Annotated in this window: 27 protein-coding genes, 1 tRNA gene and 1 pseudogene; 8 read left to right on the top strand and 21 right to left on the bottom strand. The window is 70.3% G+C overall.

The genetic code is table 11. From position 1 onward, the window contains the following. Window positions 1-7 precede the first annotated feature (7 nt). Window positions 8-814, bottom strand: coding sequence for a TrmH family RNA methyltransferase (locus BLU02_RS01470; protein ID WP_060922606.1), 807 nt, complete (start codon window positions 812-814; stop codon window positions 8-10). A gap of 65 nt (window positions 815-879) precedes the next feature. Here BLU02_RS01470 and BLU02_RS01465 point away from each other — a divergent pair, with 65 nt between their 5' ends. Together BLU02_RS01465 and BLU02_RS01460 are read left to right on the top strand one after the other, a co-directional pair. After that, window positions 880-1,719, top strand: a complete 840-nt coding sequence (locus BLU02_RS01465; protein ID WP_060922607.1) for a Sir2 family NAD-dependent protein deacetylase — start codon at window positions 880-882, stop codon at window positions 1,717-1,719. Then, complete coding sequence (locus BLU02_RS01460; protein WP_060922608.1) at window positions 1,716-2,303, top strand: histidine phosphatase family protein; 588 nt, start codon at window positions 1,716-1,718, stop codon at window positions 2,301-2,303. Before BLU02_RS01465 ends, BLU02_RS01460 begins: the two co-directional genes overlap by 4 nt. A gap of 8 nt (window positions 2,304-2,311) precedes the next feature. On the opposite strand, the gene BLU02_RS01455 is transcribed toward BLU02_RS01460, so the two are convergent. From BLU02_RS01455 to BLU02_RS01435, 5 genes are read right to left on the bottom strand one after another with little or no spacing between them, the layout of a single operon-like run. Then, entirely contained in the window at window positions 2,312-3,118 is an 807-nt protein-coding gene (locus BLU02_RS01455; RefSeq protein ID WP_060922609.1) for an HpcH/HpaI aldolase/citrate lyase family protein, read from the bottom strand. Then, window positions 3,115-3,603 (bottom strand): MaoC family dehydratase, encoded by a 489-nt coding sequence (locus BLU02_RS01450; protein ID WP_060922610.1) that lies wholly within the window; start codon window positions 3,601-3,603, stop codon window positions 3,115-3,117. Before BLU02_RS01450 ends, BLU02_RS01455 begins: the two co-directional genes overlap by 4 nt. A gap of 9 nt (window positions 3,604-3,612) precedes the next feature. Continuing rightward, complete coding sequence (locus BLU02_RS01445) at window positions 3,613-4,761, bottom strand: acyl-CoA dehydrogenase family protein (protein WP_060922614.1); 1,149 nt, start codon at window positions 4,759-4,761, stop codon at window positions 3,613-3,615. After that, on the bottom strand, window positions 4,761-6,695 hold the full coding sequence (locus BLU02_RS01440) for an acetyl/propionyl/methylcrotonyl-CoA carboxylase subunit alpha (RefSeq protein ID WP_083370858.1): 1,935 nt from the start codon (window positions 6,693-6,695) through the stop codon (window positions 4,761-4,763). Before BLU02_RS01440 ends, BLU02_RS01445 begins: the two co-directional genes overlap by 1 nt. A gap of 5 nt (window positions 6,696-6,700) precedes the next feature. After that, a complete protein-coding gene (locus BLU02_RS01435; protein WP_060922008.1) occupies window positions 6,701-8,254 on the bottom strand; it encodes a carboxyl transferase domain-containing protein in 1,554 nt (517 codons plus the stop codon). A gap of 111 nt (window positions 8,255-8,365) precedes the next feature. Between BLU02_RS01435 and BLU02_RS01430 the strand changes: the two genes are divergently transcribed. Then, entirely contained in the window at window positions 8,366-8,968 is a 603-nt protein-coding gene (locus tag BLU02_RS01430) for a TetR/AcrR family transcriptional regulator (protein ID WP_060921987.1), read from the top strand. Here BLU02_RS01430 and BLU02_RS01425 read toward each other — a convergent pair. The 3 genes from BLU02_RS01425 to pdhA are packed head-to-tail and all read right to left on the bottom strand — an operon-like array spanning window position 8,961 to window position 12,468. Continuing rightward, window positions 8,961-10,343 (bottom strand): dihydrolipoamide acetyltransferase family protein, encoded by a 1,383-nt coding sequence (locus BLU02_RS01425; RefSeq protein ID WP_060921988.1) that lies wholly within the window; start codon window positions 10,341-10,343, stop codon window positions 8,961-8,963. The genes BLU02_RS01430 and BLU02_RS01425 overlap by 8 nt on opposite strands. Further along, window positions 10,340-11,350 carry an alpha-ketoacid dehydrogenase subunit beta gene (locus BLU02_RS17335; RefSeq protein WP_060921989.1) on the bottom strand — a complete coding sequence of 337 codons (1,011 nt, stop codon included), beginning with the start codon at window positions 11,348-11,350 and terminating at the stop codon, window positions 10,340-10,342. Before BLU02_RS17335 ends, BLU02_RS01425 begins: the two co-directional genes overlap by 4 nt. A 2-nt stretch (window positions 11,351-11,352) precedes the next feature. Then, complete coding sequence (gene pdhA / locus BLU02_RS17330) at window positions 11,353-12,468, bottom strand: pyruvate dehydrogenase (acetyl-transferring) E1 component subunit alpha (RefSeq protein ID WP_060922009.1); 1,116 nt, start codon at window positions 12,466-12,468, stop codon at window positions 11,353-11,355. A gap of 171 nt (window positions 12,469-12,639) precedes the next feature. Between pdhA and BLU02_RS01415 the strand changes: the two genes are divergently transcribed. Next, on the top strand, window positions 12,640-13,113 hold the full coding sequence (locus tag BLU02_RS01415) for an Lrp/AsnC family transcriptional regulator (protein WP_025103414.1): 474 nt from the start codon (window positions 12,640-12,642) through the stop codon (window positions 13,111-13,113). On the opposite strand, the gene BLU02_RS01410 is transcribed toward BLU02_RS01415, so the two are convergent. Further along, entirely contained in the window at window positions 13,085-13,984 is a 900-nt protein-coding gene (locus tag BLU02_RS01410) for an alpha/beta fold hydrolase (RefSeq protein ID WP_060921990.1), read from the bottom strand. The genes BLU02_RS01415 and BLU02_RS01410 overlap by 29 nt on opposite strands. 136 nt (window positions 13,985-14,120) lie before the next feature. Between BLU02_RS01410 and BLU02_RS01405 the strand changes: the two genes are divergently transcribed. Together BLU02_RS01405 and BLU02_RS01400 are read left to right on the top strand one after the other, a co-directional pair. After that, complete coding sequence (locus BLU02_RS01405) at window positions 14,121-15,035, top strand: AraC family transcriptional regulator (RefSeq protein WP_060922010.1); 915 nt, start codon at window positions 14,121-14,123, stop codon at window positions 15,033-15,035. A gap of 185 nt (window positions 15,036-15,220) precedes the next feature. Next, window positions 15,221-15,538 (top strand): DUF7882 family protein, encoded by a 318-nt coding sequence (locus BLU02_RS01400; RefSeq protein WP_060921991.1) that lies wholly within the window; start codon window positions 15,221-15,223, stop codon window positions 15,536-15,538. Between the two features lie 53 nt (window positions 15,539-15,591). On the opposite strand, the gene BLU02_RS01395 is transcribed toward BLU02_RS01400, so the two are convergent. The 6 genes and pseudogenes from BLU02_RS01395 to BLU02_RS01375 all read right to left on the bottom strand — a co-directional run bounded on the left by BLU02_RS01395 (window position 15,592) and on the right by BLU02_RS01375 (window position 20,437). After that, window positions 15,592-15,852: a DUF6458 family protein gene (locus BLU02_RS01395; RefSeq protein ID WP_060921992.1), complete on the bottom strand. Its 261-nt coding sequence runs from the start codon at window positions 15,850-15,852 to the stop codon at window positions 15,592-15,594. Window positions 15,853-15,960: 108 nt separating this feature from the next. Further along, a complete protein-coding gene (locus tag BLU02_RS17905; protein ID WP_407939471.1) occupies window positions 15,961-16,683 on the bottom strand; it encodes an FAD-binding oxidoreductase in 723 nt (240 codons plus the stop codon). A 114-nt stretch (window positions 16,684-16,797) separates the two neighbouring features. After that, a pseudogene (locus tag BLU02_RS17900) lies at window positions 16,798-17,175 on the bottom strand (globin domain-containing protein); the annotation flags it as partial. Window positions 17,176-17,263: 88 nt separating this feature from the next. After that, window positions 17,264-17,770, bottom strand: a complete 507-nt coding sequence (locus BLU02_RS01385) for a hypothetical protein (protein WP_060921994.1) — start codon at window positions 17,768-17,770, stop codon at window positions 17,264-17,266. A gap of 147 nt (window positions 17,771-17,917) precedes the next feature. After that, window positions 17,918-19,684 (bottom strand): DUF5979 domain-containing protein, encoded by a 1,767-nt coding sequence (locus tag BLU02_RS01380; protein WP_060921995.1) that lies wholly within the window; start codon window positions 19,682-19,684, stop codon window positions 17,918-17,920. Between the two features lie 306 nt (window positions 19,685-19,990). Continuing rightward, window positions 19,991-20,437, bottom strand: coding sequence for a DoxX family membrane protein (locus BLU02_RS01375; RefSeq protein ID WP_060921996.1), 447 nt, complete (start codon window positions 20,435-20,437; stop codon window positions 19,991-19,993). A 304-nt stretch (window positions 20,438-20,741) separates the two neighbouring features. On the opposite strand from BLU02_RS01375, the gene BLU02_RS01370 reads away from it, so the two are divergent. After that, window positions 20,742-23,048, top strand: coding sequence for a prealbumin-like fold domain-containing protein (locus BLU02_RS01370; protein WP_060921997.1), 2,307 nt, complete (start codon window positions 20,742-20,744; stop codon window positions 23,046-23,048). Here the strand turns inward: BLU02_RS01370 and BLU02_RS01365 are convergent. From BLU02_RS01365 to BLU02_RS01355, 3 genes are all read right to left on the bottom strand, one after another. Further along, window positions 23,018-23,302 (bottom strand): hypothetical protein, encoded by a 285-nt coding sequence (locus BLU02_RS01365; protein ID WP_060921998.1) that lies wholly within the window; start codon window positions 23,300-23,302, stop codon window positions 23,018-23,020. The two genes, BLU02_RS01370 and BLU02_RS01365, sit on opposite strands and share 31 nt — an antisense overlap. Before the next feature lie 52 nt (window positions 23,303-23,354). Further along, window positions 23,355-23,428: transfer RNA gene (locus tag BLU02_RS01360), tRNA-Ile, on the bottom strand. A gap of 29 nt (window positions 23,429-23,457) precedes the next feature. Then, window positions 23,458-23,994: a gamma carbonic anhydrase family protein gene (locus tag BLU02_RS01355; protein ID WP_060921999.1), complete on the bottom strand. Its 537-nt coding sequence runs from the start codon at window positions 23,992-23,994 to the stop codon at window positions 23,458-23,460. A gap of 130 nt (window positions 23,995-24,124) precedes the next feature. Here BLU02_RS01355 and BLU02_RS01350 point away from each other — a divergent pair, with 130 nt between their 5' ends. Then, window positions 24,125-24,610 carry a Dps family protein gene (locus tag BLU02_RS01350; protein ID WP_025103404.1) on the top strand — a complete coding sequence of 162 codons (486 nt, stop codon included), beginning with the start codon at window positions 24,125-24,127 and terminating at the stop codon, window positions 24,608-24,610. 63 nt (window positions 24,611-24,673) lie between these two features. On the opposite strand, the gene BLU02_RS01345 is transcribed toward BLU02_RS01350, so the two are convergent. Together BLU02_RS01345 and BLU02_RS01340 are read right to left on the bottom strand one after the other, a co-directional pair. Continuing rightward, on the bottom strand, window positions 24,674-26,170 hold the full coding sequence (locus tag BLU02_RS01345; protein ID WP_060922000.1) for an amidohydrolase: 1,497 nt from the start codon (window positions 26,168-26,170) through the stop codon (window positions 24,674-24,676). Then, on the bottom strand, window positions 26,167-26,808 hold the full coding sequence (locus BLU02_RS01340; protein WP_060922001.1) for an FMN-binding negative transcriptional regulator: 642 nt from the start codon (window positions 26,806-26,808) through the stop codon (window positions 26,167-26,169). The genes BLU02_RS01345 and BLU02_RS01340 overlap by 4 nt, the downstream gene beginning before the upstream one ends. Window positions 26,809-26,816: the final 8 nt, after the last annotated feature.

Genomic DNA, 26,816 nt, shown 5'->3' with positions numbered 1-26,816 from the left:
GCGCCTCTCACTCCACGGGAGCGAGTGCCCACAGCGCGACGGCGGCGGCCGAGGCGACATTGAGCGAATCCACGCCGCCGGCCATCGGGATCGTCACCACCGTGTCCGCACTGTCGAGGGCGGTCCGCGTGAGACCGTCTCCCTCCGCGCCGAAGAGCAGCGCCACCTTCGCGGGCCGCTGTGCCGCATACAGCCGGAGATCCACGGCTGTGTCGCTGAGTGCGAGGGCGGCGATGTCGAAGCCCTGCTCACGAAGATCCGAGACCGCCGAGGACCACTCGTCGATCCGGGTCCAGGGCACCTGGAACACCGTGCCCATGCTCACCCGGACGCTGCGACGGTAGAGCGGGTCGGCGCAGCGCGCCGACACCAGCACCGCATCCGCCCCCAACCCGGCGGCGGCACGGAAGGCCGCACCGACGTTGGTGTGATCGCCGAGGTCCTCCAGGACCAGCACCAGCCGTGCGTCGCGCACCACGTCCGCGACCGGCGCCAGAGCCGGGCGGTGCATCGCGGCGAGGGCCCCTCGGTGCACCTGATAGCCGGTGACCTGTTCCGCGACCTCGTCCGGGACCACGAGCACCGGAACGGCGCGCTCCCCCAGGATGCGCCGTACCTCGTCGACGCGCCGGGCCGAGACCAGCACCGATCGGGGTTCGTGCCCGGCGGCCAGCGCACGCTCGATCACCTTGGCGGTCTCGGCGATGTAGAGTCCCTCCGCGGGCTCGCGGACGGCGCGGAGGGCGGTGTCGGTGAGGCCGCGGTAGTCGTCCAGCCGCGGGTCGTCGATGTCGGTCACATGCTCGAGGTCCACCGCTCCACTCTGCCATCCCGGTTCTCGCCCACCCCACGCCCCGTAGACTCGAGCGAGGAGGTCCTGTGAGCGTGACGAACACCGCCGAGCCGTCGGCCGAGCTCTCCCACGCCGCCGACCTGCTGCGCGGCAAGCGGATCGCCCTCCTCACCGGCGCCGGCATCTCGACCGACTCTGGCATCCCCGCCTACCGTGGCGAGGGGGCGCGCACCCGCAGCGATCCCATGACGATCCAGACCTACCTCGGCGACGAGGCCGCGCGACGTCGCTACTGGGTCGGCGGGCACCTCGGGTGGCGCGCCTTCGCCCAGGCCGCCCCGAATCCCGGCCACCGAGCCCTCGCGGAGATGGAGTCCAGAGGCGTGGTCTCGGGCGTCATCACCCAGAACGTCGACGGCCTGCACCTCCGCGCGGGCAGCTCGCACGTCATCGAGGTGCACGGGACCATGCGCCGCGTGCTCTGCCTGCACTGCGGCCAGGTGTTCGACCGTCGCGACATCGCCGTGCAGATCGAGGAGCGCAATCCCTGGATCACGGTTCCGGAGAACGTGGCGCTGGCCCCGGACGGCGACGTGCTCCCGGAGAGCACCGATGGCTTCGTGATCCCGACCTGCACCGTGTGCGAGGGCATGCTCAAGCCCGACGTGGTGTTCTTCGGAGAGTACGTGCCGCAGGACCGCTTCCGTGCCGCGGAGTCGTTGCTGCGCTCCAGCGATGCGCTCATCGTGGCCGGCTCCTCTCTCGTCGTGAACTCCGGCGTGCGGCTCGTGAACCGTGCGCGTCGGCGTGGCATCCCTCTGATCATCGTCAATCGCGAGCCGACCCGCGCGGACGCCTGGGCGGATGTCACCATCGCCGCCGGCACCAGCGACGTGCTCCCCGCCCTCCAGGAGATGCTCTCGTGACCTATCTCACTCTCATCCGCCACGGTCAGACCGACTGGAACCTCGCCCGCCGCATCCAGGGGTCGACCGACATCCCTCTGAACGAGACGGGGCGCGAGGACGCACGGTGGGCGGCGGAGAAGCTCGCCGGCACGACGCACCATGCCGTCTACACGAGCCCGCTCGTGCGGGCGAGCGAGACCGCCGGCATCATCGCGGAGCGCCTGGGGCTGGAGATCGCGGGCGTGGTCCCCGACATCCGGGAACGGGAGTTCGGCGACGGGGAGGGCATGCTCGTCCCCGACTACATCTCGACCTACGGCGACTGGCACGCCGAGGTCCCGGGGGCGGAGTCGCTGCACGAGGTCGGCGTCCGCGCCATCGCCGCGCTGCACCGAATTGCGCGCGACGCCCGGCGGAGGTCGGCGCCGCAGGCGGAGTCGGTGCTCGTGGTGACCCACGGCGGCGTCATCCGCGCCGTCATCGACCACGTCTCCGGCGGCACGCTCCCCCGGGACGGCGAGGTGCTGCGCAACGGCTCCGCGCACCGGTTCGTCGCGGCACCCGGCTACCTCCGGCTGCTCGAGGAGACGCCCGTCCTCTGACGGGACGGTCAGCCGGCGCGGGAGACCACGGCGCGCGCGTGGCGCAGGACGGGCTCGTCCACCATGCGCCCCTGGAAGCGGAACACACCGCGTTCCTGCGCCGCAGCGGCGAGGACCTCGCGCGCCCATGCCACGGTCTCGGCGTCCGGGGCATACGCCGCCCGGATCACCGCGACCTGACTCGGATGGATGCATGCCGTCGCCCGGAACCCGGACGCCGCCGCATCCTCCGCCTCCCGCTCGAGCCCCGCGGTGTCGCCGATGTCGACGTGCACCGCGTCGATCGCCGCCTTGCCGTGCGCACCGGCCTCCAGGAGCACCCGGGAACGGGCGTAGCGCGCGATGTCACGGTAGCGACCCTCCGCGTTGCAGGACGAGGTGCCGCCGAGGGAGGCCACCAGATCCTCCGCGCCCCACATCAGTCCGGCGACCGCCGGGTGCGCGGCGATCTCGGGCGCCCCATGGATCCCGCGCGCCGTCTCGCACAGCGCGAGGAGCGAGTAGTCCGCGTCGAAGGCGTCCAGGCTCTCCGCGCTCTCCGTCTTCGCCACCATAACGGTCCGGAACGGCGAGCGAGCCAACGCCTCGAGGTCGTCCGCGAAGGCCGCGGAGTCCGGAGCGTTCACCCGCACGATGACGCGCGCGGGGTCGAGGTCCGCGGCGACGATGTTCTCGCGGGCCTCGCTCTTCGCCTCCGGCAGCACGGCGTCCTCCAGGTCGAGGATCACGGCATCCGCCCGTTCCTGGGCCTTCGCGAAGCGCTCCGGGCGGTCCGCCGGGCAGAACAGCAGGGCAGGGCCGAGGTCGAAGGTCATGCGGCGTCCTCCTCCGGCCGGCAGCGCACCAGCACCGTGCGGACGGCGGTCGCGACCACGGTGCCGTCCTGATTGCGTCCGGTGTGCGCGAGCTGCACGATGCCCTGACCGGGGCGGGACGACGAGAGCCGCTTGTCGACGACGACGCTCTCGGTCGTGAGCGTGTCCCCGGCGAACAGCGGATGCGGGAAGGCGATGTCGCCGAGGCCGAGCTGCGCCACCAGCGTCCCCTGTGTCAGCTGGGCGACGGAGGAGCCCACCATCGTCGACAGCGTCCACATGGAGTTCATGAGGCGCGCGTGGAAGGGCCCCTGGGCATCAGCGAACGCGGCGTCCAGATGCAGCGCCTGGGCGTTCATCGTCAGCGTCGTGAAGAGGACGTTGTCCGCTTCCGTAGCCGTGCGACCGGGGCGGTGCACGTACCGGACGTCGGTCTCGAACTCCTCGTAGTACAGGCCGCGCTGCACGATCTCGCGCATGGTCATGCCTCCACGCTACCGGGCGAGCCCGAGCGCCCTGGCGATCACGAGGAGCTGGACCTCCGTGGTCCCCTCGCCGATCTCGAGGATCTTGGAGTCGCGGTAGTGGCGCGCCACCGGGAACTCGTTCATGAACCCGTTGCCGCCGAAGATCTGCGTCGCGTCACGGGCGTTGTCCATCGCGGCCTCGCCCGCGACGAGCTTCGCGATCGCCGCCTGCTCGGCGAACGCCTCTCCGGCGTCACGGAGGCGTGCGGCGTGGTGCCAGGCGAGCCGCGCGGTGTGCACGCGCGCCCGCATCCGTGCCAGCGTGAACTGGGCGTTCTGCCGCGTGCTGAGGGCGCTGCCGAAGATGGTGCGGCTCTTGGCGTACTCGACCGCCGCCTCCAGGCACCCCTCCGCGGCGCCGGTCGACAGAGCGGCGATCGCGATGCGGCCCTCGTCCAGGATGCTGAGGAAGTTGCGGAACCCGCTCCCCCGCTCGCCGAGGAGATTGTCCGCCGGCACCCGCGCTCCGTCGAACGTCAGCGGATGGGTGTCCGACGCGTTCCACCCCACCTTGTCGTAGGGCGGTTCGACGGTGAATCCCGGAGTTCCGTTCGGGACGATGATCGTCGAGATCTCCTTGCGCCCCTCGCTCTGGCCGGTGACCGCGGTGACCGTCACGAACCGGGTGATCGGAGTGCCCGAGTTGGTGATGAACTGCTTGGAGCCGTCGATCACCCACTCGTCGCCGTCGAGCCGCGCCGTCGTCCGCGTCGCCCCCGCATCGCTTCCCGCCTCGGGCTCGGTGAGCCCGAACCCGGCCAGGGCGCGTCCGGCGAGGAGATCCGGCAGCAGCTCGCGCTTCTGCTCCTCGGTGCCGAAGCGGAAGACGGGCATGGCTCCGAGGCTCACCCCCGCCTCCAGGGTGATCGCGATCGACTGATCGACGCGCCCCAGGGCTTCGATCGCGAGGCCCAGCGCCATGTAGTCGCCGCCCTGCCCGCCGTACTCCTCGGGGAAAGGCAGTCCGAAGAGGCCGAGCTCTCCCATCTGCCGCACGACCTCCATGGAGAGCGTGTGCGTGCGATCCGCCTCGTACGACTGCGGCGCGACGACCGTGTCCGCGAACTCGCGTACCATCGCGGCGAGCTCGCGCTCCTCCTCGGTGAGATCGTGCATCATCGGTCCTCCTCCGTCATCGTCACGCGGGCGACCGGTTGGTCGCGCCGCACCTGGTCGCCGACCGCGACCAGCAGCCGCACCACGCCGTCGTGCGGCGCGAGCACGGGGTGCTCCATCTTCATCGCCTCGATCGCGACGAGAGGCGCTCCCGCCCGGACCGCCGCCCCGTCCTCGACGTGAACGGCCACGACGCCGCCGGGCATGGGCGCGCGCGCCTCTGGCTCCGTGGCCCTGGCCTCGCGTCCCGCGGCGGCGAGGCGCCTGCGCATCCGGCCGCGGCGGTCCAGGGGACGCAGCCGGAGCGTCCGTCCTTCCTCGCTGACCCATATCGCGCCCTCGGCGTCGCGGGCCGCGTGCACCCGGTCGGAGCGCATCAGGGGCGGCGTCGCGCGCACGATCTCGTCGTCGTCGGTGAGCAGGGTGACGGGTTCGGGGGCGTGCGGCGCGGCCCCGAGACGCCATCCCGGGAGGCTCTGCCACAGCGGGCCGGCTCCCTCCCGCGCGGTGACCGCCTCGGGGCGGTTCTGCACCACGCCGGCGGCCGCCGCGAGCTGCGCCGCGGACGGGGGCGTCGGTGCGAGCGGGAGCAGGGTCTCGATGAGGCCGGTGTCGAGGTCTCCCTCGCGCACACGGCGATCCTGGAGGAGCCGGCGCAGGAACGCGATGTTGGTCTCCACGCCGAGCACCACGGTGCGCGCGAGAGCGTCGTCCAGGCGCTGCAGCGCCGTCTCCCTGTCTTCCGCCCACGCGATGACCTTCGCGATCATCGGGTCGTAGAACCCGCCCACCACGCTCCCGGACTCGACGGCCGCATCCACCCGGACGCCCGGAGGCGCCTCGAAGAGCACCACGGTCCCCGTCGAGGGGAGGAACCCGCGTTCCGGCGACTCGGCGTACACCCGCGCCTCCACGGCATGACCGGTCGTGCGGGGCTCGAGGTCGAGCGGCTGTCCATCGGCCATGCGCAGCTGCAGCGCGACGAGGTCGAGTCCGGTGACCTCCTCGGTCACCGGATGCTCCACCTGCAGCCGGGTGTTCATCTCGATGAAGAAGACGTCTTCCGGGGCGTCCGCGTCGACGAGGAACTCCACGGTGCCGGCCCCGACGTAGGCGACGCTCTCCGCTGCCCGCACCGCCGCTGCGAGCAGCCGGTCGCGGGTCGCGGACGGGATCCCGGCGGACGGCGCCTCCTCGATCACCTTCTGATGACGCCGCTGGAGCGTGCACTCGCGCTCGCCGAGCGCCACGACGGTGCCGTGGACGTCGCCGAACACCTGCACCTCGATGTGTCGCGGTCGGCGGATGAGACGCTCCAGGATGAGCGCGTCGTCGCCGAAGGCGGATGCCGCGACCCGTCGGGCGGAGCTGAGCGCGCTCGCCAGACCCGTGCTGTCGGCGACGACCTCCATGCCCTTCCCGCCCCCGCCGGCGCTCGGCTTCACGAGGAGGGGGAATCCGACCGCCTCCGCCTCCTCACGGATCTCCGCGTCGGACAGCCCGCGCGCGTCGAAGCCCGGCACCACGGGCACGCCGCTGCGGCTCACGTGCTCACGGGCTCGCGCCTTGTCGCCCATGATCTGCAGGGCCTCGACGGTGGGGCCGATGAAGACGATGCCGCTCTCCGCACACGCCTCCGCGAGCCCGACGCTCTCGGAGAGGAATCCGTAGCCGGGATGGACGGCCTCCGCTCCGGAGGCACGAGCCGCCGCGATGACGGCATCGATGTCGAGGTACGACTCCGCGGCCGGCGCGGGACCGATGCCCGCGGCGGCATCCGCCTCGCGGACGTGCGGGGCATCCGCGTCCGCATCGCTGTAGACCGCGATGCTGCGGATGCCGAGGTCGCGGAGGGTCCGGATGATCCGGCGCGCGATCTCCCCGCGGTTCGCGACGAGGACCGAGGAGAACGAGAGGGAAGGCGAGTGCGACATGGGGCTCACATCCGGAAGACGCCGAAGCGCGGCTCGGGCAGGGGGCTGCGGGCGACGACGTCCAGAGCGAGGCCCAGGAGGTCGCGGGTCTGCTCCGGGTCGACGATGCCGTCGTCCCACAGCCGCGCGGTCGCGTAGTACGGCTCGCCCTGTTCCTCGTACTGCGCCCGGATCGGCTCCTCGAACGCCGCCCGCTCCTCCGCGGTCCACGACTCGCCGCGCGCCGACAGCTGGTCGTCCTTCACGGTGGCGAGCACCGAGGCGGCCTGTGCTCCGCCCATGACCGAGATCCGACTCGCCGGCCAGGTCCACAGGAACCGCGGAGAGTACGCACGTCCGCACATCGAGTAGTTGCCCGCTCCGAAGGAGCCGCCGATGATGACGGTCAGCTTCGGGACGCGGGTGGTCGCGACGGCCGTGACCATCTTCGCCCCGTCCTTCGCGATGCCACCGGCTTCCGCGTCAGACCCGACCATGAAGCCGGTGATGTTCTGCAGGAAGAGCAGCGGGATGCCGCGCTGATCGCAGAGCTCGATGAAATGCGCACCCTTGAGCGCCGACTCGCTGAACAGGACGCCGTTGTTCGCGACGATGCCGACGGGGTGGCCGTGCAGCCGCGCGAAGCCCGTCACCAGGGTGGTGCCGTATTCGGCCTTGAACTCGTGGAAGGTGTCGCCGTCGACGAGGCGCGCGATGACCTCGCGCACGTCGTAGGAGGCGTTGACGTCCACCGGAACGACGTCATACAGGGAGCCGGCCTCCGCCGGGGCACGACTCTCCCCGACGTCCCAGGCCGGGGCGAGCGGCGGCGGCAGCGTGGCGACGATGTCGCGGAGGATCTCCAGGGCGTGCTCGTCGTCGTCGGCCAGGTGATCCACGACGCCGCTGCGACGGGCGTGCAGCTCCCCTCCCCCGAGCTCCTCCGCCGTGACCACCTCGCCGATCGCCGCCTTCACCAGCGGCGGCCCGCCCAGGAAGATCGTGCCCTGTCCACGGACGATGACGGTCTCGTCGCTCATCGCCGGAACGTAGGCGCCTCCGGCCGTGCACGAGCCGAGGACCGCCGCGAGCTGCGGGATGCCCTGCGCGGACAGCCGCGCCTGGTTGAAGAAGATCCGTCCGAAGTGATCCCGATCCGGGAACACCTCATCCTGGCGAGGAAGGAAGGCGCCACCCGAGTCCACGAGGTAGAGGCAGGGCAAGCGGTTCTCGAGGGCGATCTCCTGCGCCCGCAGATGCTTCTTCACGGTGAGCGGATAGTAGGTCCCGCCCTTCACGGTGGCGTCGTTGCAGACCACCATCACGTGCCGGCCGTGGACCAGGCCGATACCCGCGATGACACCGGCCCCGGGTGCCTCGCCGCCGTACAGGCCGTCGGCCGCGAGCGGCGCGACCTCGAGGAACGGACTGTCCTCATCGAGGAGGCGCGCCACCCTGTCGCGCGGCAGCAGCTTGCCGCGGGCGACGTGGCGCTCACGGGAGGCGGACGGCCCGCCCTGCGCTGCCGCGGCGAGACGGTCGCGGAGCTGCTGGGCGAGCGCTTCCTGGGTTGCCGGCATCGTGACGTCCTCCTCGACCCACGTCGCGCCGGGCGGGAACCTGGCGCGCTGCATGCATTCTCGGTTAGTGTTCACTAACCCGTTGATTCAGGTTAGCGAGGATTAACTGAGATGACAAGCCCCGCCACCGCCCGCGACCGCGCCAAGGCGGAACGCTCCGACGCGCTTCTGCACGCCGCGGCACGGCTCTTCGCCGCGCGCGGGTACAGCGGCGTGAGCCTGGAGGACATCGGCGCCGCCGTCGGCGTGTCCGGCCCCGCGGTGTACCGCCACTTCGCCGGGAAGCAGGCCCTTCTCGGCGCGGTCCTGGTCAAGGTCAGTCAGGATCTCGTCGCGGGCGGACGACGCGTGTCCGCGGAGACGACGGCAGCCGACGAGCGGATGCGCGGACTCATCCGCTTCCATGTCGAGTTCGCGCTGGGCAACGCCGAGGTGATCCAGGTGCAGGACCGCGACCTCGCCTTCCTCGACGACGACGACCGCGCCGAGGTCCGTCGCCTGCAGCGCGCCTACATCGAGCTCTGGATGGATGCGCTCGCCGCCCTCGATCGTCCGGAGCCCCTCGACCGCGACGAACTGCGGCTGCGCGTGCAGGCGTGCTTCGGTCTCATCAACTCGACCCCGCACAGCACCCGCGCCGCGACGAGAAGACACACGGCCACCGCGACCGTGCTGGTCGCGATGGCCGAGGCCGCGCTGCGCGCCGCTAGCTGAGCAGCATCGCCCGCCCCGGATCCTCGAGGATGTCCGCCACGTCCTTGAGGAACGTCGCGCCCTCGGCCCCGTCCACGAGGCGGTGGTCGAAGGACAGGCTCAGGGTCATGAGCTGACGCAGCGCGATCTCCCCGCGGTACTCCCACGGCTGCCGACGCACGGCGCCGACCGCGAGGATGCCGGACTGCCCCGGCGGGAGGATCGGCGTTCCGGCGTCGACCCCGAACACCCCGATGTTCGACAGCGAGAACGTACCTCCGGCGAGTTCGGCCGGCGAGGTCTTCCCCGCACGCGCGGTCTCCGCGAGCGCACGGATCGCTGCGGACAGCTCCACCAGATTCATCCGCTCCGCGTCCCGGATCATCGGCACGATGAGACCACGGTCGGTCGCGGCGGCGATGCCCAGGTCGACGAAGCCGTACTCGACGATCTCCCCGGACTCCTCATCCCACCGCGCGTTCAGGCCCGGAGCACGGCGCAGGGCGAGGCAGACCGCCTTCGCGACGACGGCGAGCGGGCCGATCCGGTGCTCCGCGAGCACTCGGTCCTCGCGGAGGCGTGCCAGCATCTCCATGGTCGCGGTCACATCGACCGTGTGGAACACCGTGACGTGCGGGGCGGTGAAGGCGCTCTGCACCATCGCCGCCGCCGTGTGCTTGCGGACCCCGCGGATCGGGATGCGCGTCTCCCGCGGCCTCCCCTCCGCGCGCGGGAGGATTCCGGATGCCGCGGTGGTCTCGCGCTCAGACGTCCCCGCGGGCCGTGACGGCTCCGCTCCGACGCGCTCGGCGTAGGCATCCACATCCGCTCTCGTGATCACACGGTCCCCGACGGCGGCGGCGACGAGGACGAGGTCGACGCCCTGTCGTTTGGCGTAGGCGCGCACCGGAGGGGTGGACCGTGGTCGCTCCAGAACGGGCTCGACCGCGACCGATGGCGTCGCATCGTGCGGTGCCGCCTCGAGAACGGCCGTGTCGGCCACCGAGGCCCCGTCGGCAGCAGCGCCTCGGCGTCGCGCCCGGCGCGCGGGGCGCCCGCTCGAGGTCGGGGCGGCGCCGTAGCCCACGAGATTGGGCTGCGCCTTCTCCGCGGCAGCCTCCTGCTCGCCACCGGACGGCGCCGCCGGAGGGTCGTCGCCCTCGATGTCGAAGGCGATCAGCGGCGCTCCCACGGCGACGGTCTCTCCCGCGTCCGCGTGGAGGGTCGAGACCGTGCCCTCGTATGGCGACGGCAGCTCGACGACCGCTTTGGCGGTCTCGACCTCCGCGAGGGTCTGGTTCAGCGCGACGCTGTCGCCGGGCGCGACGAGCCATTGCACGACCTCGGCCTCGGTGAGACCTTCGCCGAGGTCCGGAAGACGGAATTCGGCGATCATGCGTCAGCTCCCGTCAGGCTGTGCGGGCGATCCATCACGCGGTCGACCGCATCGAGGATCCGGTCGAGGTCCGGAAGGTGGTACTTCTCGAGCTTGGCCGGCGGGTACGGCACGTCGTGGCCGGTGACCCGCAGCGGGGCGGACTCCAGGTACTCGAAGCAGCGTTCGGTCACGCTCGCGATGACCTCCGCGGCGAGTCCGGCTTCCCGGGAGGCCTCATGCGCCACGACCACACGCCCGGTCTTCCGCACCGAGGCGGCGACGGAGTCGTAGTCCACCGGCGAGAGCGACCGCAGATCGATCACTTCCAGGGCGATGCCCTCGTCTTCCGCGGCCTCCGCCGCCTGCAGGGCGGTGCTCACCATGGCCCCGTACGTGAGGACGGTGACGTCGGTGCCCGGGCGTACCACCCGCGCGAGTCCCATCGGCGGCGCGTCCGCGAGCGGGGCTTCGAGGTCGACCTCGCCCTTGTGGTGATAGAGCCGCTTGGGCTCGAAGAACACGACGGGGTCGTCCGACGCGATCGCCTGCCGGAGGCTCCGATAGGCATCCTCCGGATTCGAGACGGCGACGACCCGCAGGCCGGCGGTGTGCGCGAAGTACGCCTCCGGAGACTCGGAGTGATGCTCCGCGGCACCGATGCCACCGGCCCAGGGGATCCGAATGGTGATCGGCATCTTCACACGCCCCTGGGTGCGGTAGTGCAGCTTCGCGACCTGGGAGACGATCTGGTCGAAGGCCGGGTAGACGAACCCGTCGAACTGGATCTCGACGACCGGGCGGTAGCCGCGGAACGCGAGGCCGACGGCCGTGCCGACGATCCCGGACTCCGCGAGAGGCGTGTCGATGACCCTGGCTGCCCCGAACTCGTCGAGGAGGCCGTCCGTGATCCGGAAGACGCCGCCGAGCTTGCCGATGTCCTCCCCCAGGAGCACGACCTTCTCGTCGTCGCGCATCGCCTGGCGGAGACCGGCGCCGAGCGCCTTGCCGAGAGTGAGCTCCATCATGGTCACGCCTCGCCCTCGAACGACGCGAGATAGGCGGCGTACTCGTCGCGCTGCCGCTCCAGCCCCGTGTGCGGCTCGGCGTAGACGCCGTCGAAGACCGCCAGGGGCGGACGGGTGACCATGCCGAGGCAGGTCGCCCGCATCTCCTTGGCGACGGCGTCCGCAGCCGCCTGCGTCTCGGCGACGTGCTCCGCGGTGAGGTCGCCGGTGGCGCGGAGGTACGCCTCGAGGCGCGCGATGGGGTCGCGGCGCCGCCACGACTCCAGCTCGGCCTCGTCCCGGTACCGGGTGGGGTCGTCCGCAGTGGTGTGCGGACCCATCCGGTACGTCACCGCTTCGATGTACGCCGGCCCCTTTCCGGAACGCGCGTGCTCCAGCGCCCAGCGCATCGCGGCCAGGCAGGCGAGGACGTCGTTGCCGTCCACGCGCAGGCTCGGGATCCCGAACCCGGGGGCACGCCCCGCGATCGGATACTGCGACTGCACCGTGACCGGCTCGGAGATGGCCCAGTGGTTGTTCTGACAGACGAACACGACCGGCGCCTGGTACGACGCGGCGAAGATCATCGCCTCGTTGACGTCGCCCTGACTGGTCGCCCCGTCCCCGAAGTAGGTCACGGCGACCTCCGGCGCGTTCTCGTGCCGGATGCCGAGGGCGTAGCCGACCGCGTGCAGGGTCTGGGCGCCGATGATGATCTGCAGCGGAGCGACCCGCAGGGCCGCGGGATCGTAGGCCGCCCCCTCCTCGCCGCGCCACATGCGCACGTAGTCGCCGGGCTCGGCGCCCCGGGCGTAGATCACGCCGGTCTCGCGGTAGCTCGGGAAGACGTAGTCCTGCGGATCGAGGGCCCGGGCGGTGCCGATCTGCGTGGCCTCCTGTCCCTGGCAGGGTGCCCAGAGCCCGAGCTGACCCTGGCGCTGCAGTGCGACGCCCTCGGCGTCGATGCGGCGGAGGATGACCATGTCGCGATGGAGGGCGCGCAGCTGCGCGGCGTCGACATCGGCGACGAACGGGTCGAGGCGGGCGTTCGCGACGCGCGTCCCGTCCGGAGCGAGGATCCGCTCCGAGAGCTCCAGATCCTGGGCGGTGTCCGCGATGGGGGTGGTCTGCGGCGACATCATCGTCCTCCTCGTCCCTGGCGGCCCTCGTGGGGCGACGCACAATGGAGCCGGCGTCATCACCGGCATGGTCTGAGGGTACGTCCGGTCAACACCTCGCTCAAGCAACTGAATGCCGATTGAGCATGTTGCTCATTTTTCTCCAATGACGTGCTGCTAGGGTTTGGCACTATGCCTGGACTGGACCGGATCGACCTGGAGCTTCTCGCCGCGCTCGCCGACGACCCGCGCGTGACGATCGTCGCTCTCGCCGAACGCATGAGCCTGTCGCGCAACACCATCCAGGCGCGGATGGCCCGGCTGGAGCAGAGTGGCGTCTTCCTCTCCTACGAGCGCGCCTTCTCCCCCGACGTCCTCGGGTTCCCGCTGCAGGCGTTCGTCAGCATCGGCGTCCGCCAGACCGAGCTCCCCCGCATCATCAACGAACTGGCGCGCATCCCGGAGGTCGTCCAGGCGCACGGTCTGAGCGGCTCCATCGACCTGCTGGCGCGCGTGGCGTGCCGCGACGCCCGTCATCTGTTCGACACGGACGCCCGGATCCTCTCCATCGAGGGTGTGGAGCGGACCGAGACCTCGCTCGCCATGGGTGAGGTGATCCCGTTCCGGGTGGCCGGGCTCATCGGCCTCGCGCGACGGGAATCCTGAGGAACCGACGGATCGCCCCGGCTGCTTCCGCCGGGGTCTCGTAGTGGATCAGGTGACCCACCTGGGCGATCTCGACGAGAGACGCGTCGGGGAAGAGCGTCACCAGCTTCCGTTCCGCCTCGATCGGGGTGATGTCGTCGCGCTGTGCGGCGATCAAGAGTGTGGGGACGTCGATCGCGGGGGCGAACTCCCTGACGTCGTGCGAGACGCTCGCGACGAAGGCGTCGTGCAGCACGTCGCGATCGGAGAATCGCGAGAAGTAGGTGTCGTGCTGGTCGTGGATGAAGCGGCGCAGCTCCGGATCCCGCGTCTTCGCCATGGTCATGCTCATCACGCGGACGATCACCCGGTTCCGCAGGAGCGCGGTCCCGATACGCGACGGGAGCTTGGCGCCGAGCGCGTAGTAGAGCACCGCCAGCCGGGTCATGATCCCCTTCGGCCCCTCGAGCGCCGGTGCGCCGATGGGGTTCACGAGGATCAGCCGCGGCGTCTCCAGTCCTCCGGCCACGGCGGCCGCGCTCACGATGGAGCCGAAGGAATGGCCGAGGATGACGGCACCCGGCGCCGTGGCCGCGGCGAAGTCGGTCAACCACCCCGCGTACTCCTGCAGGTCGTGGCGCCGACCGGGCAGCGGCGCGGACTCCCCGAACCCGGGCAGATCGGGCGCGAGCACGCGGAGCCCCGGAAGGAAGGCGAGGACCGACTCGAGGCCGTGGTGCTCGCCTCGGAAGCCGTGGACCGCGATGACGGTCGTCTCGGCGTCCTCCGGACCGTAGACCCAGTACGCCGTCGTTCCGCCGCGCACCTCCACCTCTTGGCGCTGCACCGGAATCCGGCTCAATCGCTCCGCATACGGAGAAGGCACACTCATGGTCCGAGTCTACGAGGACTCGGCACTCCCGCCTTCCCAGCGGATACCCCCGGGGCGTCCCCACCGTCTTGTCAGTGGCGTGGGTTATTGTCCAAGAAGCCCCGGCCGCCCGGACGAGGCCCAGCAAGGAGTGTCGGTGCAGTTCACGTCCACGGACATCGAGCAGGTGGAGTCCACCTGGCAGCAGTTCGTGCCCTCGGCGACCCTCCAGGACGTGGACCCCCGCCGGTTCCGCTTCGACTGGCGCTCGGTGGAGGCGGCGTCCATGTCGCTCGTCCGCTATCAGCTCGCGGCCCAGGTGCACTCCCGTGCCGAGCCGGAGGATCAGCTATTGGTGTGTCGGGTCGATGCCGCCGATGCCCGGATCTGGTCGGGCCGGCAAGGGCTCGACGCGGGTCAGCCATGGCTCACGGACGGCGTCCGGGTCGAGGCGAAGTGGAACCAGGTCGCCCGCGTCCGTGCTCTCGTGTTCGATCGCGCGGCGGCCCGCGACTCGATCAGGCAGATCACCGGCGACGACCGCCTCGAGCTCCGCGCCACCGGGCTCGCTCCGCACACACGCGAGGACGGAGCGCGGTGGGAGCGGATGTTCTCTTACATCGACGGTTCGTTCGGAGCGGACGGGACCGACCCGCTCATCGCCGCCGAACTCGAGCGCCACGCCCTCCTGCTGACGATGTCGGCGTTCCCCACCACCTTCAGCGAGTCGCTGCACCGTCCGGCCCAACGCTCCGCGGCACCCGCCTCGGTGCGCCGCGCCCTCGCCTTCATCGAGGACAACGCACACCTGCCCATCACGGTGGACGACGTCGCGGCGGCGGCCTACATGTCCACCCGGGGTCTGCAATATGCCTTCCGCCGCGCGCTCGACATGACCCCGAACGAGGCCCTGCGGCGCGCCCGGCTCGACGGCGCGCATCGGGATCTGCGACACGGCAAGGGCACGTCGGTGTCCGCGATCGCGCGCCGGTGGGGCTTCAGCAACGTCTCCCGGTTCGCCGTAGCGTACCGCGAGGCGTACGGGAATCCTCCCGTCCTGACCGCACTGTGACGGCCGACTGACACCGCGCGCATACTCTGTTCGCACCACACGGCGCGTCGCCCTGATGCGCACGATGTCGTGCGCAAATTGGCTAGAGTCCAAGTATCCCCGGGAGCGGTCTGCCGTCTTCCCCCAACGTTCCCAAGGAGCGCCATGAACATTCCCGCAGCCCCCGCCGCGAAGGTCGGCTGACGATGGGCAGCCTGTACTACGGCGACACCCAGACGCCGATCCAGATCGAAGACCGGGCGCTCGCGCACCTCAAGGTCGTCATCGCCACGAAGCTGCGGCGGAACGAGAGCTTCACGCTCTCCTGGCGTCACCCGGAGGGCGACGCTCCCGGCCGGTCCACGCTGTGGCTGCACCCGTCGATCCCGCTCCGGTTCGTCTTCGACGAGGCCGAGACGCCCGAGCTGAGCCGTCGCTGGATCGAGGAACTCGCGCACTCGGCGAACTCGAGCGGGGGCATCACCCTCGTCGAGGAACATCTCGAAGGCGCTGACGTCGTCTGACGAGAAGGGCCGCGGGTTCTCCCGCGGCCCTTCTCCATTCCGTCTGCGTCCGTTCAGAGCCCGTCGTCGGAACTCGAGCTGACGGACCGTCGGGTCGTGGGCTCCCCGGTCGCCGGGTCGACGTACGTCCGCGACACCGTCTCCGTTCGGCGCCGGCGGGCGAGCAGCACGATGCCGATGAGGAAGATGATCACGCCGGCACCCATGAGGATGTAGCCGACGATGTCCAGGTCGACCCACGGCACGTCGACGTTGATCGCGAACACGAGGATCGCTCCGATGACGAAGAGCGCGATTCCGCTGCCGATGCTCATAGTCTCTCCCGTTTCCGCGGCGCGTTGCCGCTCTCGGGGAGCCTGTCAGCTCTCCGCGGCCCCGACGAGGGGCTTGACACGGCCGCCCTCAGAGCTTTCGGCACATGCTCACGCGGCACCGGACTTCGGCTGACGAGCCCAGCGATCCGGGCCGAAGACCTCGTACTCGATGCGCTCCGGCGCGATGCCGCGTGCCATCAGGGTGCCTCGAATCGCCTGCATGAACGGCAGCGGCCCGCACAGGAACACCCGCGCCGTCTGCGGGAGTTCGATGTCGGCCAGGTCCATCCGGCCGGAGCGCACCGCCGGGCCCTCCGCTCCACTCGCCGAGTACCAGGTCAGGGTGCGGACGTCGCTCAATCGCTGCGAACGGTCGCGCACGTCGGCGACGAGAGCATGGGTCTCCGGCTCCCGGTCCACGTGGAACAGGTGCACCGGCCGCTCGGGACGCCGCTGCGCGAGATCGTCCACGATCGCCGCCACCGGCGTGATGCCGATTCCGGCCGAGATCAGGACCAGCGCGTCGTCAGAATCGTCGAGGAGCAGATCCCCGGAGGGCTGGGAGACGTCGAGCACCGTCCCCACGTGGGCGTTCTCGTGCAGCCAGCTGGAGACCTGACCGTCCGGTACGCCCTCCGAGCCACGCACGCGCTTCACTGTGACGCGCAGCGCCGCACTGCCGGTCGCGGAAGAGATCGTGTATTGGCGGGGCTGACGGGTGCCGTCCGGGAGGTCGACCGCCACGGCAACGTACTGCCCGGTGCGATGGGGCAATCGGTGACCATCGACCGGCTCCAGCACGAGGGAGATCACGTCGCGTGCCTCCTCCACCCGTTCCACGACGCGGTGCGGCCGCCACGGGTGGTCCGGATCCGTGCCCGCCTCCACATAGAGGCGGGCCTCCTCCGCGATGAGAGAGCAGCCGAAGAGCCAGTACACCTCATCCCAGGCTGCGCGCACATCCGGCGTGACCGCCTCGCCGAGGACATCGTCGACAGCAGCCAGGAGGTAGCGGCCGACGATCGTGTACTGCCGGGCCGACACCCCCAGCGAGACGTGGCGGTGGGCGATACGCCGCATCACCGGGGAGAAGTCCGGCGCGTCGGGATCGATGAGGTGCACGGCGAACGCCACGACGGACGCCGTCAGCGCCTTGGGTTGATCGCCCTGGACCTGATGCGCGCGGTTGAAGACGTTCAACAGCTCAGGATGCGCCTCGAACATCCGCCGGTAGAACAGGGTGGTGATCTCGTCGGCGTGGTCGGCGACGACGCCGGCGGTGGCGCGGACGATGACTTCGGAGTCCGTGGAGAGCTGCATGGCTGCCTTTCGGTCGGTGTCCGTTCAGCCTCTCGACGACGGGCGCACCACGTCGCCGCGGATACCGTGGAAAACAGGACTCCGACCCGCTTCACCTCGCGTAGCCGTAGGACTCGACCCGCGGGAACGCGAGCCCATCGCCGTCGCCCGTCCACACGCCGGTGAAGCGCAGCACGACATCGTCTCCGGCGTCGAGCGGCCCGTCCCACGCGACGGTGTTCTCCGCCGCGGAAGGGCGGCCGGAGGTCGCTTCCAGCGTCGACACCGCCCAGGTCGAGTCGTCGAGGAGGCCGTCCAGGCGGAACGTGAGCGCGCTCTTCGTGGAGTCCACCTCGCCGTTGTTGAGGAACTGCATGGTGTACGTCACGGTGTCCCCCACCTGGGGGTCGGTCGGACTCATGTTGAAGGTGTACTGGAAGAAGAGACAGGCGGATCCGACGCGCTGCGCGAGCACGCCCGTGCTCAGCGGCTTCGAGGCGGCCGGGTCCGCAGGTGTCGCCTCCGCGTGAGCGGCGGGAGCGAGCGCCGCTCCACCGAGCGAAAGAGCGGCTGCGATGCCGAGGGCGGCAGAGGCACGGGCAATGAGCGTCTTGTTCATGAGAGATGCCTTTCTCCGACGCGCTGCGGCGTCGGCGTGGTCGTCGAGGGAGAGTCCTCGACGACCACTAGACGCCGAACGGCACGATCGATCACGCGACGACGAAGAAGTCGTCGCGTGATCGATCTGCCTGGCCTCTCCTAGTCCTCAGTCACCGGTGCGCGAACCCGCCATCCGATGGCGGACGCCGAGCGCTGTCAGTCCCGCAAGCAGCAGCAGCGCTCCCAGGGCGAGCGGGCCGGCGGGCCCCTCGGATCCGGTCAGGGCGAGCTCACCACCCGGAGGGGGCGGAGGAGTGACGGCGGTTCCATTGGTAAGGACCACCCCGACCGTCGCGTCTTCGGAGATCGTGAGCGTCGCGCCGCCTTCGCCGACGTCGACTCCTGCGCCGGTGAAGCGCGGGCTCTTCCACGTGACGCCATCCACGGCGTTCGGCGCCTTCTCGTGAAGCGTGACGACCGTACCCACCGGCAGATCCGCGAGTCCCTCGCTCTCGCCGGCACGGATCGCGAGTTCACCGGCGACGCGCTGCCCCGCGAGCTCGTACGAGTACTCCACGGTGAAGGTCTGGTGTTCGGGAACGAGCGAGGCTCCGGCACCCGTGACCTTCTTGGTCACCGTGAAGCCCCCGACCGGCGGCGGCGTGACCGTCGTCGGGTTGGTGAGCGTCACCGCGACCGTCGTGCCCCGTGCGATGGTGACGGTAGCGCCGCCATCGATGATCGCCACATCGGCGCCGGAGAAGACCGGCGCCTGCCAGGTCATGCCGTCGACGTCCGCGGGCGTGATCTCCGATAGGGTGACGACCGTTCCCGCCGGCAGATCGTCCAGGCCATCGGTCTGCCCGGACCGCAAGGCGAGCTCGCCCTCCACCGCCTGTCCTGCGCGCTGATACGAGTAGGCCACCCGGAACTCGCGGTCGTCGGGCACCAGAGCCGCGCCGGAACCACTGACCTCCTTGGTCACGGTGAACCCGCCGACCGGGAGCACCCCTTCGCCATCGCCCCCGCCCTGGGAGTAGATGACCGGTGTGCTCTCGGTGACCCAGCGGGAGCCCGTCACGGTGTTGTGGAACGCATCACCGGGACGGACGTCGGCGGGCAGAGCCGTCTTGTAGCGGAGCACGTAGATCGCGTCGGCGACGATCGGCGCGTTCACCGTCACCGTGAACGACTCGGAGCTGACCTCCGTGACGGTGAAATCGCTGCCCGACTGCAGCCCCGTCGACACGGTGTACTTGCCACCCGCCCAGTCCTTCGCGAGCACGTACGCCACCGTGACGGACGCGGGATCGAGCACGAGACCGGCCGTGAACGTGTCGGTGAGCGTCGGAGTCTCCCCGGCCAGCGCGGAGGACGGGATGTTCACACCCCAGGCGATGTTCCGACCGTCGAGCGTCACGTCGCCCCACTTGGTCGGGGTCGTCGGCGCCGGGAACTCCGGGACCGGCCCGATCCCGCCGGGGACGTCGACCGGGACGACGGTTCCGCCGCCCGTCGTGAACGGGATCTCGGTCAGCGCGGTCTCCTCGTCTGCCCTGGCACGGAAGTGCAGGGTGCCGCTGACGTCGGTGTGGCTGTCCACGTAGTCCGTGAGCGTGCACACGAGCTCACCGGTCGACACCTCGCAGTTTCCGACGGTCTGGCCGTCCGGCGCCGTCAGGGCGAAGGAATCGCGCACCCCGGTCAGGCTCGGGCTCGTCGGAAAGGCGAGGCGGAACGTGTCCCCCGCGGTCGCCGTGTCCGGCACTGCCCAGGTCGCTTCGAACGCGATCCGGTCCCAGACCTTGATCTGGTCGGTGGGTTCGGTGATGGTCAGCGAGGTGATCCCCGCGACCTCCGCAGCGCGGGCCGTAGCCGGCGTCGCGATGACGGCCGCCAGGCCCGCCAGACAGATCGCGAGCAGACCACCCACGACCGTCGTCAGGCGCGTTCCCCGCGCGCCCGATTTGATTGCATGCTGAATGACTGGCACTTTCGACTCCCCAGATGATCGATGAACACGCGCGGATGGCTTCTTCCGCGCGAGTGATGTCCCCAGGAAGGGATGCAGAACGGCGCGTTCTGTTACGCGGTTCGGCCGCACGGGTTTCTCGCGGCACGTGCAATATGCCGTGATCCTGCGGAAAACGGCGTCATGAAACGGTCACCTCGTCATCTCTCCTGTGACGGATCGCTTCCCCTTCCGACGCGTCCGTCCGTCTGTAGAGGCATTCGCCGTCTACCTGGTGCCGGGGGCATCGTTGTCTCTCCCCGCTCCCGGCACCTCCTTTCGCAGCGCATCGATGCTCCACCGGTAGCGCTTAAGCCCCGCGAGCAGGATCGCGGCGGCCGTGAAGACGAAGACCGGGTATCGGAACGGCGCAAGCGGCCCGAGGAAGACGAGCATCGTCACGCCGAACGTCACCGTGAGTAGCGCGGCGACTCCCGCCGCGAGCCGGGTCCACAGCCCGACTGCCAGCAGCAGAGCGAGGACGGTCTCCAGAGCCGTCGCCAGCACGGCCGCCGTGTCCACCACCAGGTCGACGGGGACAGGGACGAGCTGTGCCGTGTACGCACGGAAGATCGTCCACGCCCCCCACGACACGCCGTCTTCCCCCGGGCCACCGAGGGCCCCGAAGCGATCGGCGACCGCGAGGGCGAAACTCGCCGCGATCGCGAGACGCAACGCGAGCTGCCCCCCCGTCCTCGATCCGACGTCGCGTCTCCGCGTTCGGCACACTCGTGGTCGACATGGCTCCTGCTCCGATCCGGAGGCTGACGGGCGTCGAGACCTCCAGAGGAAAGACGGGAGAATGTGGCGACGATTACGGCAGGGCGCGCATCACGCGGCGGCTGGTCGCACCTGCCCCTCAATCCCGGAAGGCTGGAATACCACGACCGGGAGCATCGTCGCTGAGTCCACCCACGGTCTACGCTCATGCGAGTTTCACCTGCCCGCCGGGTGGTGAGCGACGTAAGGGGGAAACACCATGGGGTTCGACGCGCGCGAACGACTCCTCGCCGCAGGTCTCGGCCTGGTTCTCGCGACAGGCACACTCCTCGCCCCGATCGGCGCGACCGCCGTCGTGCTGCCACCGGCGAAGGACCTCCCGCTGCTCGTCACATACGTCGCCCGGGTCTGCGATCAGTACACCGACGTCATGGCGAACAAGGCCCGGAACAACCTCATGGAGTCGCTGCGTGATCTCGGCGCGGACACGACCTACCCGGCGAACGGCATCATCACGGTCGCCGATGAGGAGGCAGGATCCCCGAACTGTTCCCCCCTGACGGACTGGCGTCTCACCATGGGCCGCTCCCACCAGGGGAAGTCCGCTGCGACTCTGAACCTCTCGACGGTGACGCAACCGTTCGCCTCCACTATCGTCACGAAACCGAGCGTGCCGGAACTCGACGCGCAGGGAGCGGACACCGGCCGCATCATCGAGGGGGCCGTGACCGTCGAGCTCGACTCCACACAGGCGCAGATCGTTCGATCCGGGCAGACGCTTTGGGTACAGGGCGGCACGCCCTCGGAGCCTCTGAACGGTCGACAGGAAACGCACGGATATGCGGCGCTGCGGTGTGCACAGGACGCCGTCAACGGAGACAACGTCGAGTTCCTGTCCTTCCCGAAGAACCAGACCCACGTCTTCTGCTACTACTACGCGGTCTCTCCCCCACCGGAGTCCGGGACGATCGTCGTCCGGAAGCAACTCGCTCCCAGCTCGCTCGGGCAGGGCACGTTCCGGTTCGACGGCAACCTGTCGTATGCGGACACGAACCGAGACGGCGTCAACGACTTCACCCTTTCCCCGTCCGCCTCCTCACCCGCGTCGCAGACGTTCATCCGGGGCGCGGTCGGAACGGGCGAACCGGCATGGGAAGTCACCGAGGCGCCCACGGATGGATGGCAGCCTACGGGCCCTCCCGTGTGCTCCAGCGCGGGAGGGACACCGGTGACGATCACGGAGATGACCGCGCAGATCCGCCTTCTCGCCGGCGACACGGTCACGTGCACATTCACGAACGAGCGGGTCCGCACCGGTCCGGGAACCCTGTCCAAGCTCACCGTGGGCGCCGGGGGCACCTTCCCGTTCGCGATCGACGTTCCCGCCCCAGGAGCCGACCGACAGACGACCGTCACCACCGCCGGTGACGGCGACCAGGCTCTCGTTGCCGAATCGCTCGGTTCGACGCCCGGCACATACACCGTCACGGAGACGCTCCCCGCGCCGACCGGAGCAGGGTCCTGGGAAGCGCAGGGCGCGCAGTGCAACGGTACGGAGGTTCCCCTCACCGCCGACGGGCAGCAGCGGACGGGGACCGTCGAGATCGGCGAAGGCGAGACCTTCGACTGTGTCGTCACCAACCGGTACACCCCGGGCGGGTCGATCACGATCCGTAAGGCGACCACCCCCGTGGCGGGCAGCGCAGGATTCGTGGTCACGCCGAGGGAGGGCGCACGGATCACCCCCGGAACGTCGGCTGTCTACCAGGCGGTGGCCACGACGACGACGGTCGGTGAGTTCGTGGAAGCGGAGTGGGAGGGTCCGGCCGCTGACGCGTTGACCGTCGAGCCCTCGGCGCATTACGGCATCGTCGAGCTCCTCCCTGCGCCGAGCGCCGAAGGATCCTGGAGTCTCGCCTCCGCCGACTGCGGCGCGAATGCGGCCACCGTGGACACGGAGAGTGCCAGCGTCGACGTCATCCTGACTCCGGAGAACCCGGATGCGATCTGCGACTTCACCAACGAGTTCCAACCCGCGGGGCACCTCTTGGTTGTGAAGAACGGCAGCGACGACGTCGCGTTGCGTGCCGGAGACGCGAGATTGGAGGTGCAATGCACCCCCGACACGTCCTACTCCTTCGCTCTCCCCGTCGGAGCCGGAACCGCGGATGCGGGAAACGCGACCGTGTTGGAAGCCCACGAGTGCAGGGTCATCGAAACCGAGACCGGCGCCGCACCCGATACGACCGTCGCCACCACCGCCTCGATCACCATCGACGGGGGCGCCCCCGTCGCGCTCGAGCCTTTCGACGCCCCATTCCCCGTCCGCCCAGGGGTCGACACGGTGGTGACGATCGACAACCGGTACACGGCTGATCCAGCGCCGCCCCCCACCCCGTCGCCGTCACCGTCGATCAGCCCCACCGGCGGTTCCGGGGCAGAGGATCTCGCCCGCACCGGGGTCGACCGTGGGTTCCTCGCCATCATCGTCGCCCTCGGAGCTGCCACGGTCGCCCTCGGCCTGGTCCTGCTCCTTTACCGGCGACGCACATCGACACGTCGATGATTCCCCTGCGCCCGGCGGGTGCTGTACATGAGCAGGGTCAGCACCGCGGCCAGGAGCGTGCCGATTCCGGCGACGGCCAGGGCGCCGGCAGGTCCGACGGCGACGACGAGGGGCGCGGCGAGGGGCGTGCCGGTGACACCGGCGGTCTGGGTGACGCTGCCCATCGCTGCCAGGGCGCGACCGCGGGTGCTTTCGGGAACTGCCGACACGACGATGAGGCGGATCGCGGCGACGTGGATCGTGGGAATGAGCACGTGATTCGCCTCCTAGATCCGCGGAATTACGCTGATCGAGAGGTTTGAGCGGTAGGGCGGGTCGGACTTGAACCGACGATCGTTGGGTTATGAGCCCACTGCCTTAACCAGCTTGGCCACCGCCCCGTACCGCCCCAGCCTAGCGGGGCGAGGTCTCACGCCTCGCTCGCCTGCGTGTGCGTGGCAGCATGCTCCAGGTAGATCGCGGCATTCGCCAGCAGCGAGGCGCGTTCGTCGTCTGAGAGCGATCTGCGCACCTTCGCCGGCACGCCTGCCACCAGGGACCCCGGCGGCACCTCGGTCCCACCGAGCACGACGGCACCGCCGGCGATCAGGCAGCCCTCTCCGATCACGGCGCCGCTGAGGATGACGGCCCCCATCCCGATGAGAGAGCCGTCACCGATCGTGCAGCCGTGCACGACAGCGTTGTGCCCGATCGACACCCGTGACCCGACGAGGACGGGATGCCCGGCGTCGACGTGGACCGACACGTTGTCCTGCACGTTGCTGCCAGCGCCGATGACGATCGGCGAGGAGTCACCGCGAAGCACCGCGTTGTACCAGACGCTGGCACCGGCTCCGAGGGACACCGCGCCGACGATGCGGGCGCCGTCCGCGACGAAGGCGGTGTCGTCGAGCTCGGGGGTGCGATCCGGGAGGGCGAGGACGGAGGCTCCGGCAGCGATGCTCATGAGGCGAGACTACCCTCACTCCCCCGGAATCACGCGGAAGTGAGTGGAGCCTCAGCTTCCTTGCGGAATGCCTGAGCCTGAGTAACGTTGTACTCGTCAGACAGAGAACTTCATTCGGAGGAGCAAGAAGATGAGCAAGGCCCAGACCGTTTCCACCACCGCCATCGACCCGACTGTGGCCGCCGGTGCGGCGCAGTTCCTCTCCCCCGTCGTCCTCGGCCTCCAGGCGCTGACCGTCAACGGCAAGCAGGCGCACTGGCACGTCCGCGGCGCCAACTTCGTCGGCGTGCACGAGCTGCTCGACACGATCGTCGCCCACGCGGGTGACTTCGCCGACACCGCGGCCGAGCGCATCGTCGCTCTGGGCCTGCCGATCGACGCGCGCGTGAACGCCGTCGCCGAGAAGGCAGGCGCCACCGGCGTTCCCGCCGGCTTCGCACAGTCGGACGAACTGATCCGAGCCGTGATCGCCGACATCGACGCGATCCTCGTCGACGTCAAGGCAGCCGTCGAGGGCCTGGACGAGGTCGACCTCACGAGCCAGGACGTGGCGATCGAGATCCAGCGCGGGCTGGAGAAGGACCGCTGGTTCCTCGTGTCGCACATCGCGGCCTGACACCACGCACACGACGAAGGGCGGCTCCGATCCGGGGCCGCCCTTCGTCGTGTGCGCGGCGCCTCAGGCGACGTGCGTGAGGCGACCGCCGAGCAGCGTCGTGGTGACGGGCATCGTCCGGAGCCCCGTCGCGTCCGCAGTGCGAGGATCACTTCCGAGGATCACGATGTCTGCGCCCTGACCGGGGCGGAGCGACGTGCGGACACTCGCTTCGAGGGCCTGCTCCAGCGTCACCCGCTCCTCCGGATGCCAGGCGGCCCGATCGTCGTCGGTCCGCCACACCGCCGCGGAGATCGCGTGCCAGGGGTCGAGCGGCGCGACCGGCGCATCGGAGCCGAAGCGCACCTCCGCACCCGCCGACAGCAGCGAGGCGAGCGGGTAGCCGATCGCGGTCTGCTCCGCCCAGTGGTGCTCGACCAGGTCGCGGTCGTCCACCGCATGCTGGGGTTGGACGCTCGCGCGCACCCCGAGCCGGGCGAATCGGGTGAGGTCGGCGTGCCGCACCAGTTGCGCATGTTCCATCGACCCTGTGGCACCGGAAGCGCCGAAGGCGTCGAGGGCCGCCGTCACAGCGCGATCGCCGATCGCGTGCACGGCGGCCTCGATCCCCGCTCCCGCCGCAGTGGTCAGCAGCGCCGTGAGCTCCTCCGGAGGCACCGTCAGCACCCCGTAGTTCGCGGGGTCGCCGGGGTAGGAGTGTGAGCACGCCGCGGTACGGGTGCCGAGCGAGCCGTCGCTGATGACCTTCAACGACCCGACCCGCACGAGGGATCCGACCAGCCCGGTCGGATCCGACACCGCAAGGCGCTCCCCCGTGCGGAGGCCCGTGGTGATGGCCCGATCGAGATCCGCCGGGTAGAACGCGAACTCGACACGGTGCGCGGCGAAGCCCGCGAGGATCCGTCGCGGCCAGGCATCGGCGTTCCACGCCATGTCGAAGTCGACCAGACCGGTCACACCCCGTGCCGCGGCCGCCGCCCCCGCACGGATGACCGCCTCATCGCTGTGGGCAGGGTCGACGGCATTGAGCCGGCGGGAGATCTCGAACGCGTCCTCCTCGCGGAGCAGACCGTCGTCCGCGCGGAAGCCCTCGCGCGCCAGGGCCGCCGAGTTCAGCCAGACGCTGTGCACGTCCGCATTGATCAGGTAGGTGGGCACGACGCCGGTCTCGGCATCGAGCGCGGCCACGGACGGCCGATCCGGCCACAGCGCGTCCCGGAACCCCGCGCCGATCCGTCGTCCGTCGGGCAGCACGGGCGCATCGCGCATCAACCTCGCGGCCCCGGCGGCTGAGTCCGCTTCCCCCAGAGGGACGCGCTCCGCCGCGAGAGCCCACTGCACGGTGTGCACATGGTTGTCCCAGAGCCCGGGCACCGCCCAGGCACCGTCGGCCTCGATGACCTCGCCGCGCGCCGGCAGGGCCCCGGTCGGCGCGATGTCGACGATGCGTCCGTCGGCGAGGTGGAGGTCGACCGGCTCATCGTCCAGCAGGAACTCCCGCCCCGGACCCACGGGGCGGACGGCACGAACCGTACCGACCTCGACGCCGAGGGCGCTCACGCCCCGCCACCCGTCCGCGCGTCCTGCGCACGACGCATCTCCGCGGCGAGGGCGGCGTTCGCGTACGGCCCTTCGGCATGCAGCGCCGCGATCACCGCCTCGATGGTCTCCGCAGGCTTGTTCTGGCTCAGCTTCCGCTTGGCGACGACCTTCGTCGGGGTGAGACGGAAGCCGACCGTTCCGGATTCGAGTCTCTCGATGAAGGCCGCGTCGTTCGGACGCTCCCACATCAGGCGCGGGTCGGGCAGGCGCGACTCGAACCGCGCGACCAGGGCATCGAGCACACGGAGGTTCTCCGCGGTGCTGAGGATCTCGGGAACGCCCGACAGGTGCACCGCGGTGTAGTTCCAGGTCGGCACCGCGGGGACGTCGCCGTACCAGCCCGGAGAGACGTACCCATGCGGCCCTTGGAAGGCGAGCAGGATCTCCCGCTCCCCCAGGCCGTGGATGGCGTCGTCCGGGCGGCCCACGTGCCCCACGACCGTCAGATCATCGCGGTCGTCGTCGAGGAGGACGGCATAGTGCGAGGCGACCAGACCGTCCTCAGGCGCACTCACCACCGTCGCCCACGGGTTGGCATCGATGAGGCGGCGGATCTCGGCCACATCGGCGAGCGTGAAGCTCGGATTCTGTCGCATGGATCCCA

Origin of the sequence: Microbacterium paraoxydans (assembly GCF_900105335.1) — a bacterium.
Lineage (GTDB): Bacteria > Actinomycetota > Actinomycetes > Actinomycetales > Microbacteriaceae > Microbacterium > Microbacterium paraoxydans.
Note: the sequence above shows the minus strand (reverse complement) of the source record. Positions and strands in the feature narration are given on the sequence as shown.

Bases quoted from the DNA above. Each gene is read 5' to 3' on its own strand.
- BLU02_RS01355 (WP_060921999.1), bottom strand. From the start codon at position 23,994: ATGAGCATCGCTGCCGGAGCCTCCGTCCTCGCCCTCCCGGATCGCACC.
- pdhA (WP_060922009.1), bottom strand. From the start codon at position 12,468: ATGTCGCCGCAGACCACCCCCATCGCGGACACCGCCCAGGATCTGGAG.
- BLU02_RS01410 (WP_060921990.1), bottom strand. From the start codon at position 13,984: ATGAGTGTGCCTTCTCCGTATGCGGAGCGATTGAGCCGGATTCCGGTG.
- BLU02_RS01370 (WP_060921997.1), top strand. From the start codon at position 20,742: ATGGGGTTCGACGCGCGCGAACGACTCCTCGCCGCAGGTCTCGGCCTG.
- BLU02_RS01425 (WP_060921988.1), bottom strand. From the start codon at position 10,343: ATGATCGCCGAATTCCGTCTTCCGGACCTCGGCGAAGGTCTCACCGAG.
- BLU02_RS01445 (WP_060922614.1), bottom strand. From the start codon at position 4,761: ATGCACGATCTCACCGAGGAGGAGCGCGAGCTCGCCGCGATGGTACGC.
- BLU02_RS01430 (WP_060921987.1), top strand. From the start codon at position 8,366: ATGACAAGCCCCGCCACCGCCCGCGACCGCGCCAAGGCGGAACGCTCC.
- BLU02_RS01435 (WP_060922008.1), bottom strand. From the start codon at position 8,254: ATGCCGGCAACCCAGGAAGCGCTCGCCCAGCAGCTCCGCGACCGTCTC.
- BLU02_RS01440 (WP_083370858.1), bottom strand. From the start codon at position 6,695: ATGTCGCACTCGCCTTCCCTCTCGTTCTCCTCGGTCCTCGTCGCGAAC.
- BLU02_RS01450 (WP_060922610.1), bottom strand. From the start codon at position 3,603: ATGACCATGCGCGAGATCGTGCAGCGCGGCCTGTACTACGAGGAGTTC.
- BLU02_RS01400 (WP_060921991.1), top strand. From the start codon at position 15,221: ATGGGCAGCCTGTACTACGGCGACACCCAGACGCCGATCCAGATCGAA.
- BLU02_RS01455 (WP_060922609.1), bottom strand. From the start codon at position 3,118: ATGACCTTCGACCTCGGCCCTGCCCTGCTGTTCTGCCCGGCGGACCGC.
- BLU02_RS01385 (WP_060921994.1), bottom strand. From the start codon at position 17,770: ATGAACAAGACGCTCATTGCCCGTGCCTCTGCCGCCCTCGGCATCGCA.
- BLU02_RS01415 (WP_025103414.1), top strand. From the start codon at position 12,640: ATGCCTGGACTGGACCGGATCGACCTGGAGCTTCTCGCCGCGCTCGCC.
- BLU02_RS01350 (WP_025103404.1), top strand. From the start codon at position 24,125: ATGAGCAAGGCCCAGACCGTTTCCACCACCGCCATCGACCCGACTGTG.
- BLU02_RS01395 (WP_060921992.1), bottom strand. From the start codon at position 15,852: ATGAGCATCGGCAGCGGAATCGCGCTCTTCGTCATCGGAGCGATCCTC.
- BLU02_RS01340 (WP_060922001.1), bottom strand. From the start codon at position 26,808: ATGCGACAGAATCCGAGCTTCACGCTCGCCGATGTGGCCGAGATCCGC.
- BLU02_RS17335 (WP_060921989.1), bottom strand. From the start codon at position 11,350: ATGATGGAGCTCACTCTCGGCAAGGCGCTCGGCGCCGGTCTCCGCCAG.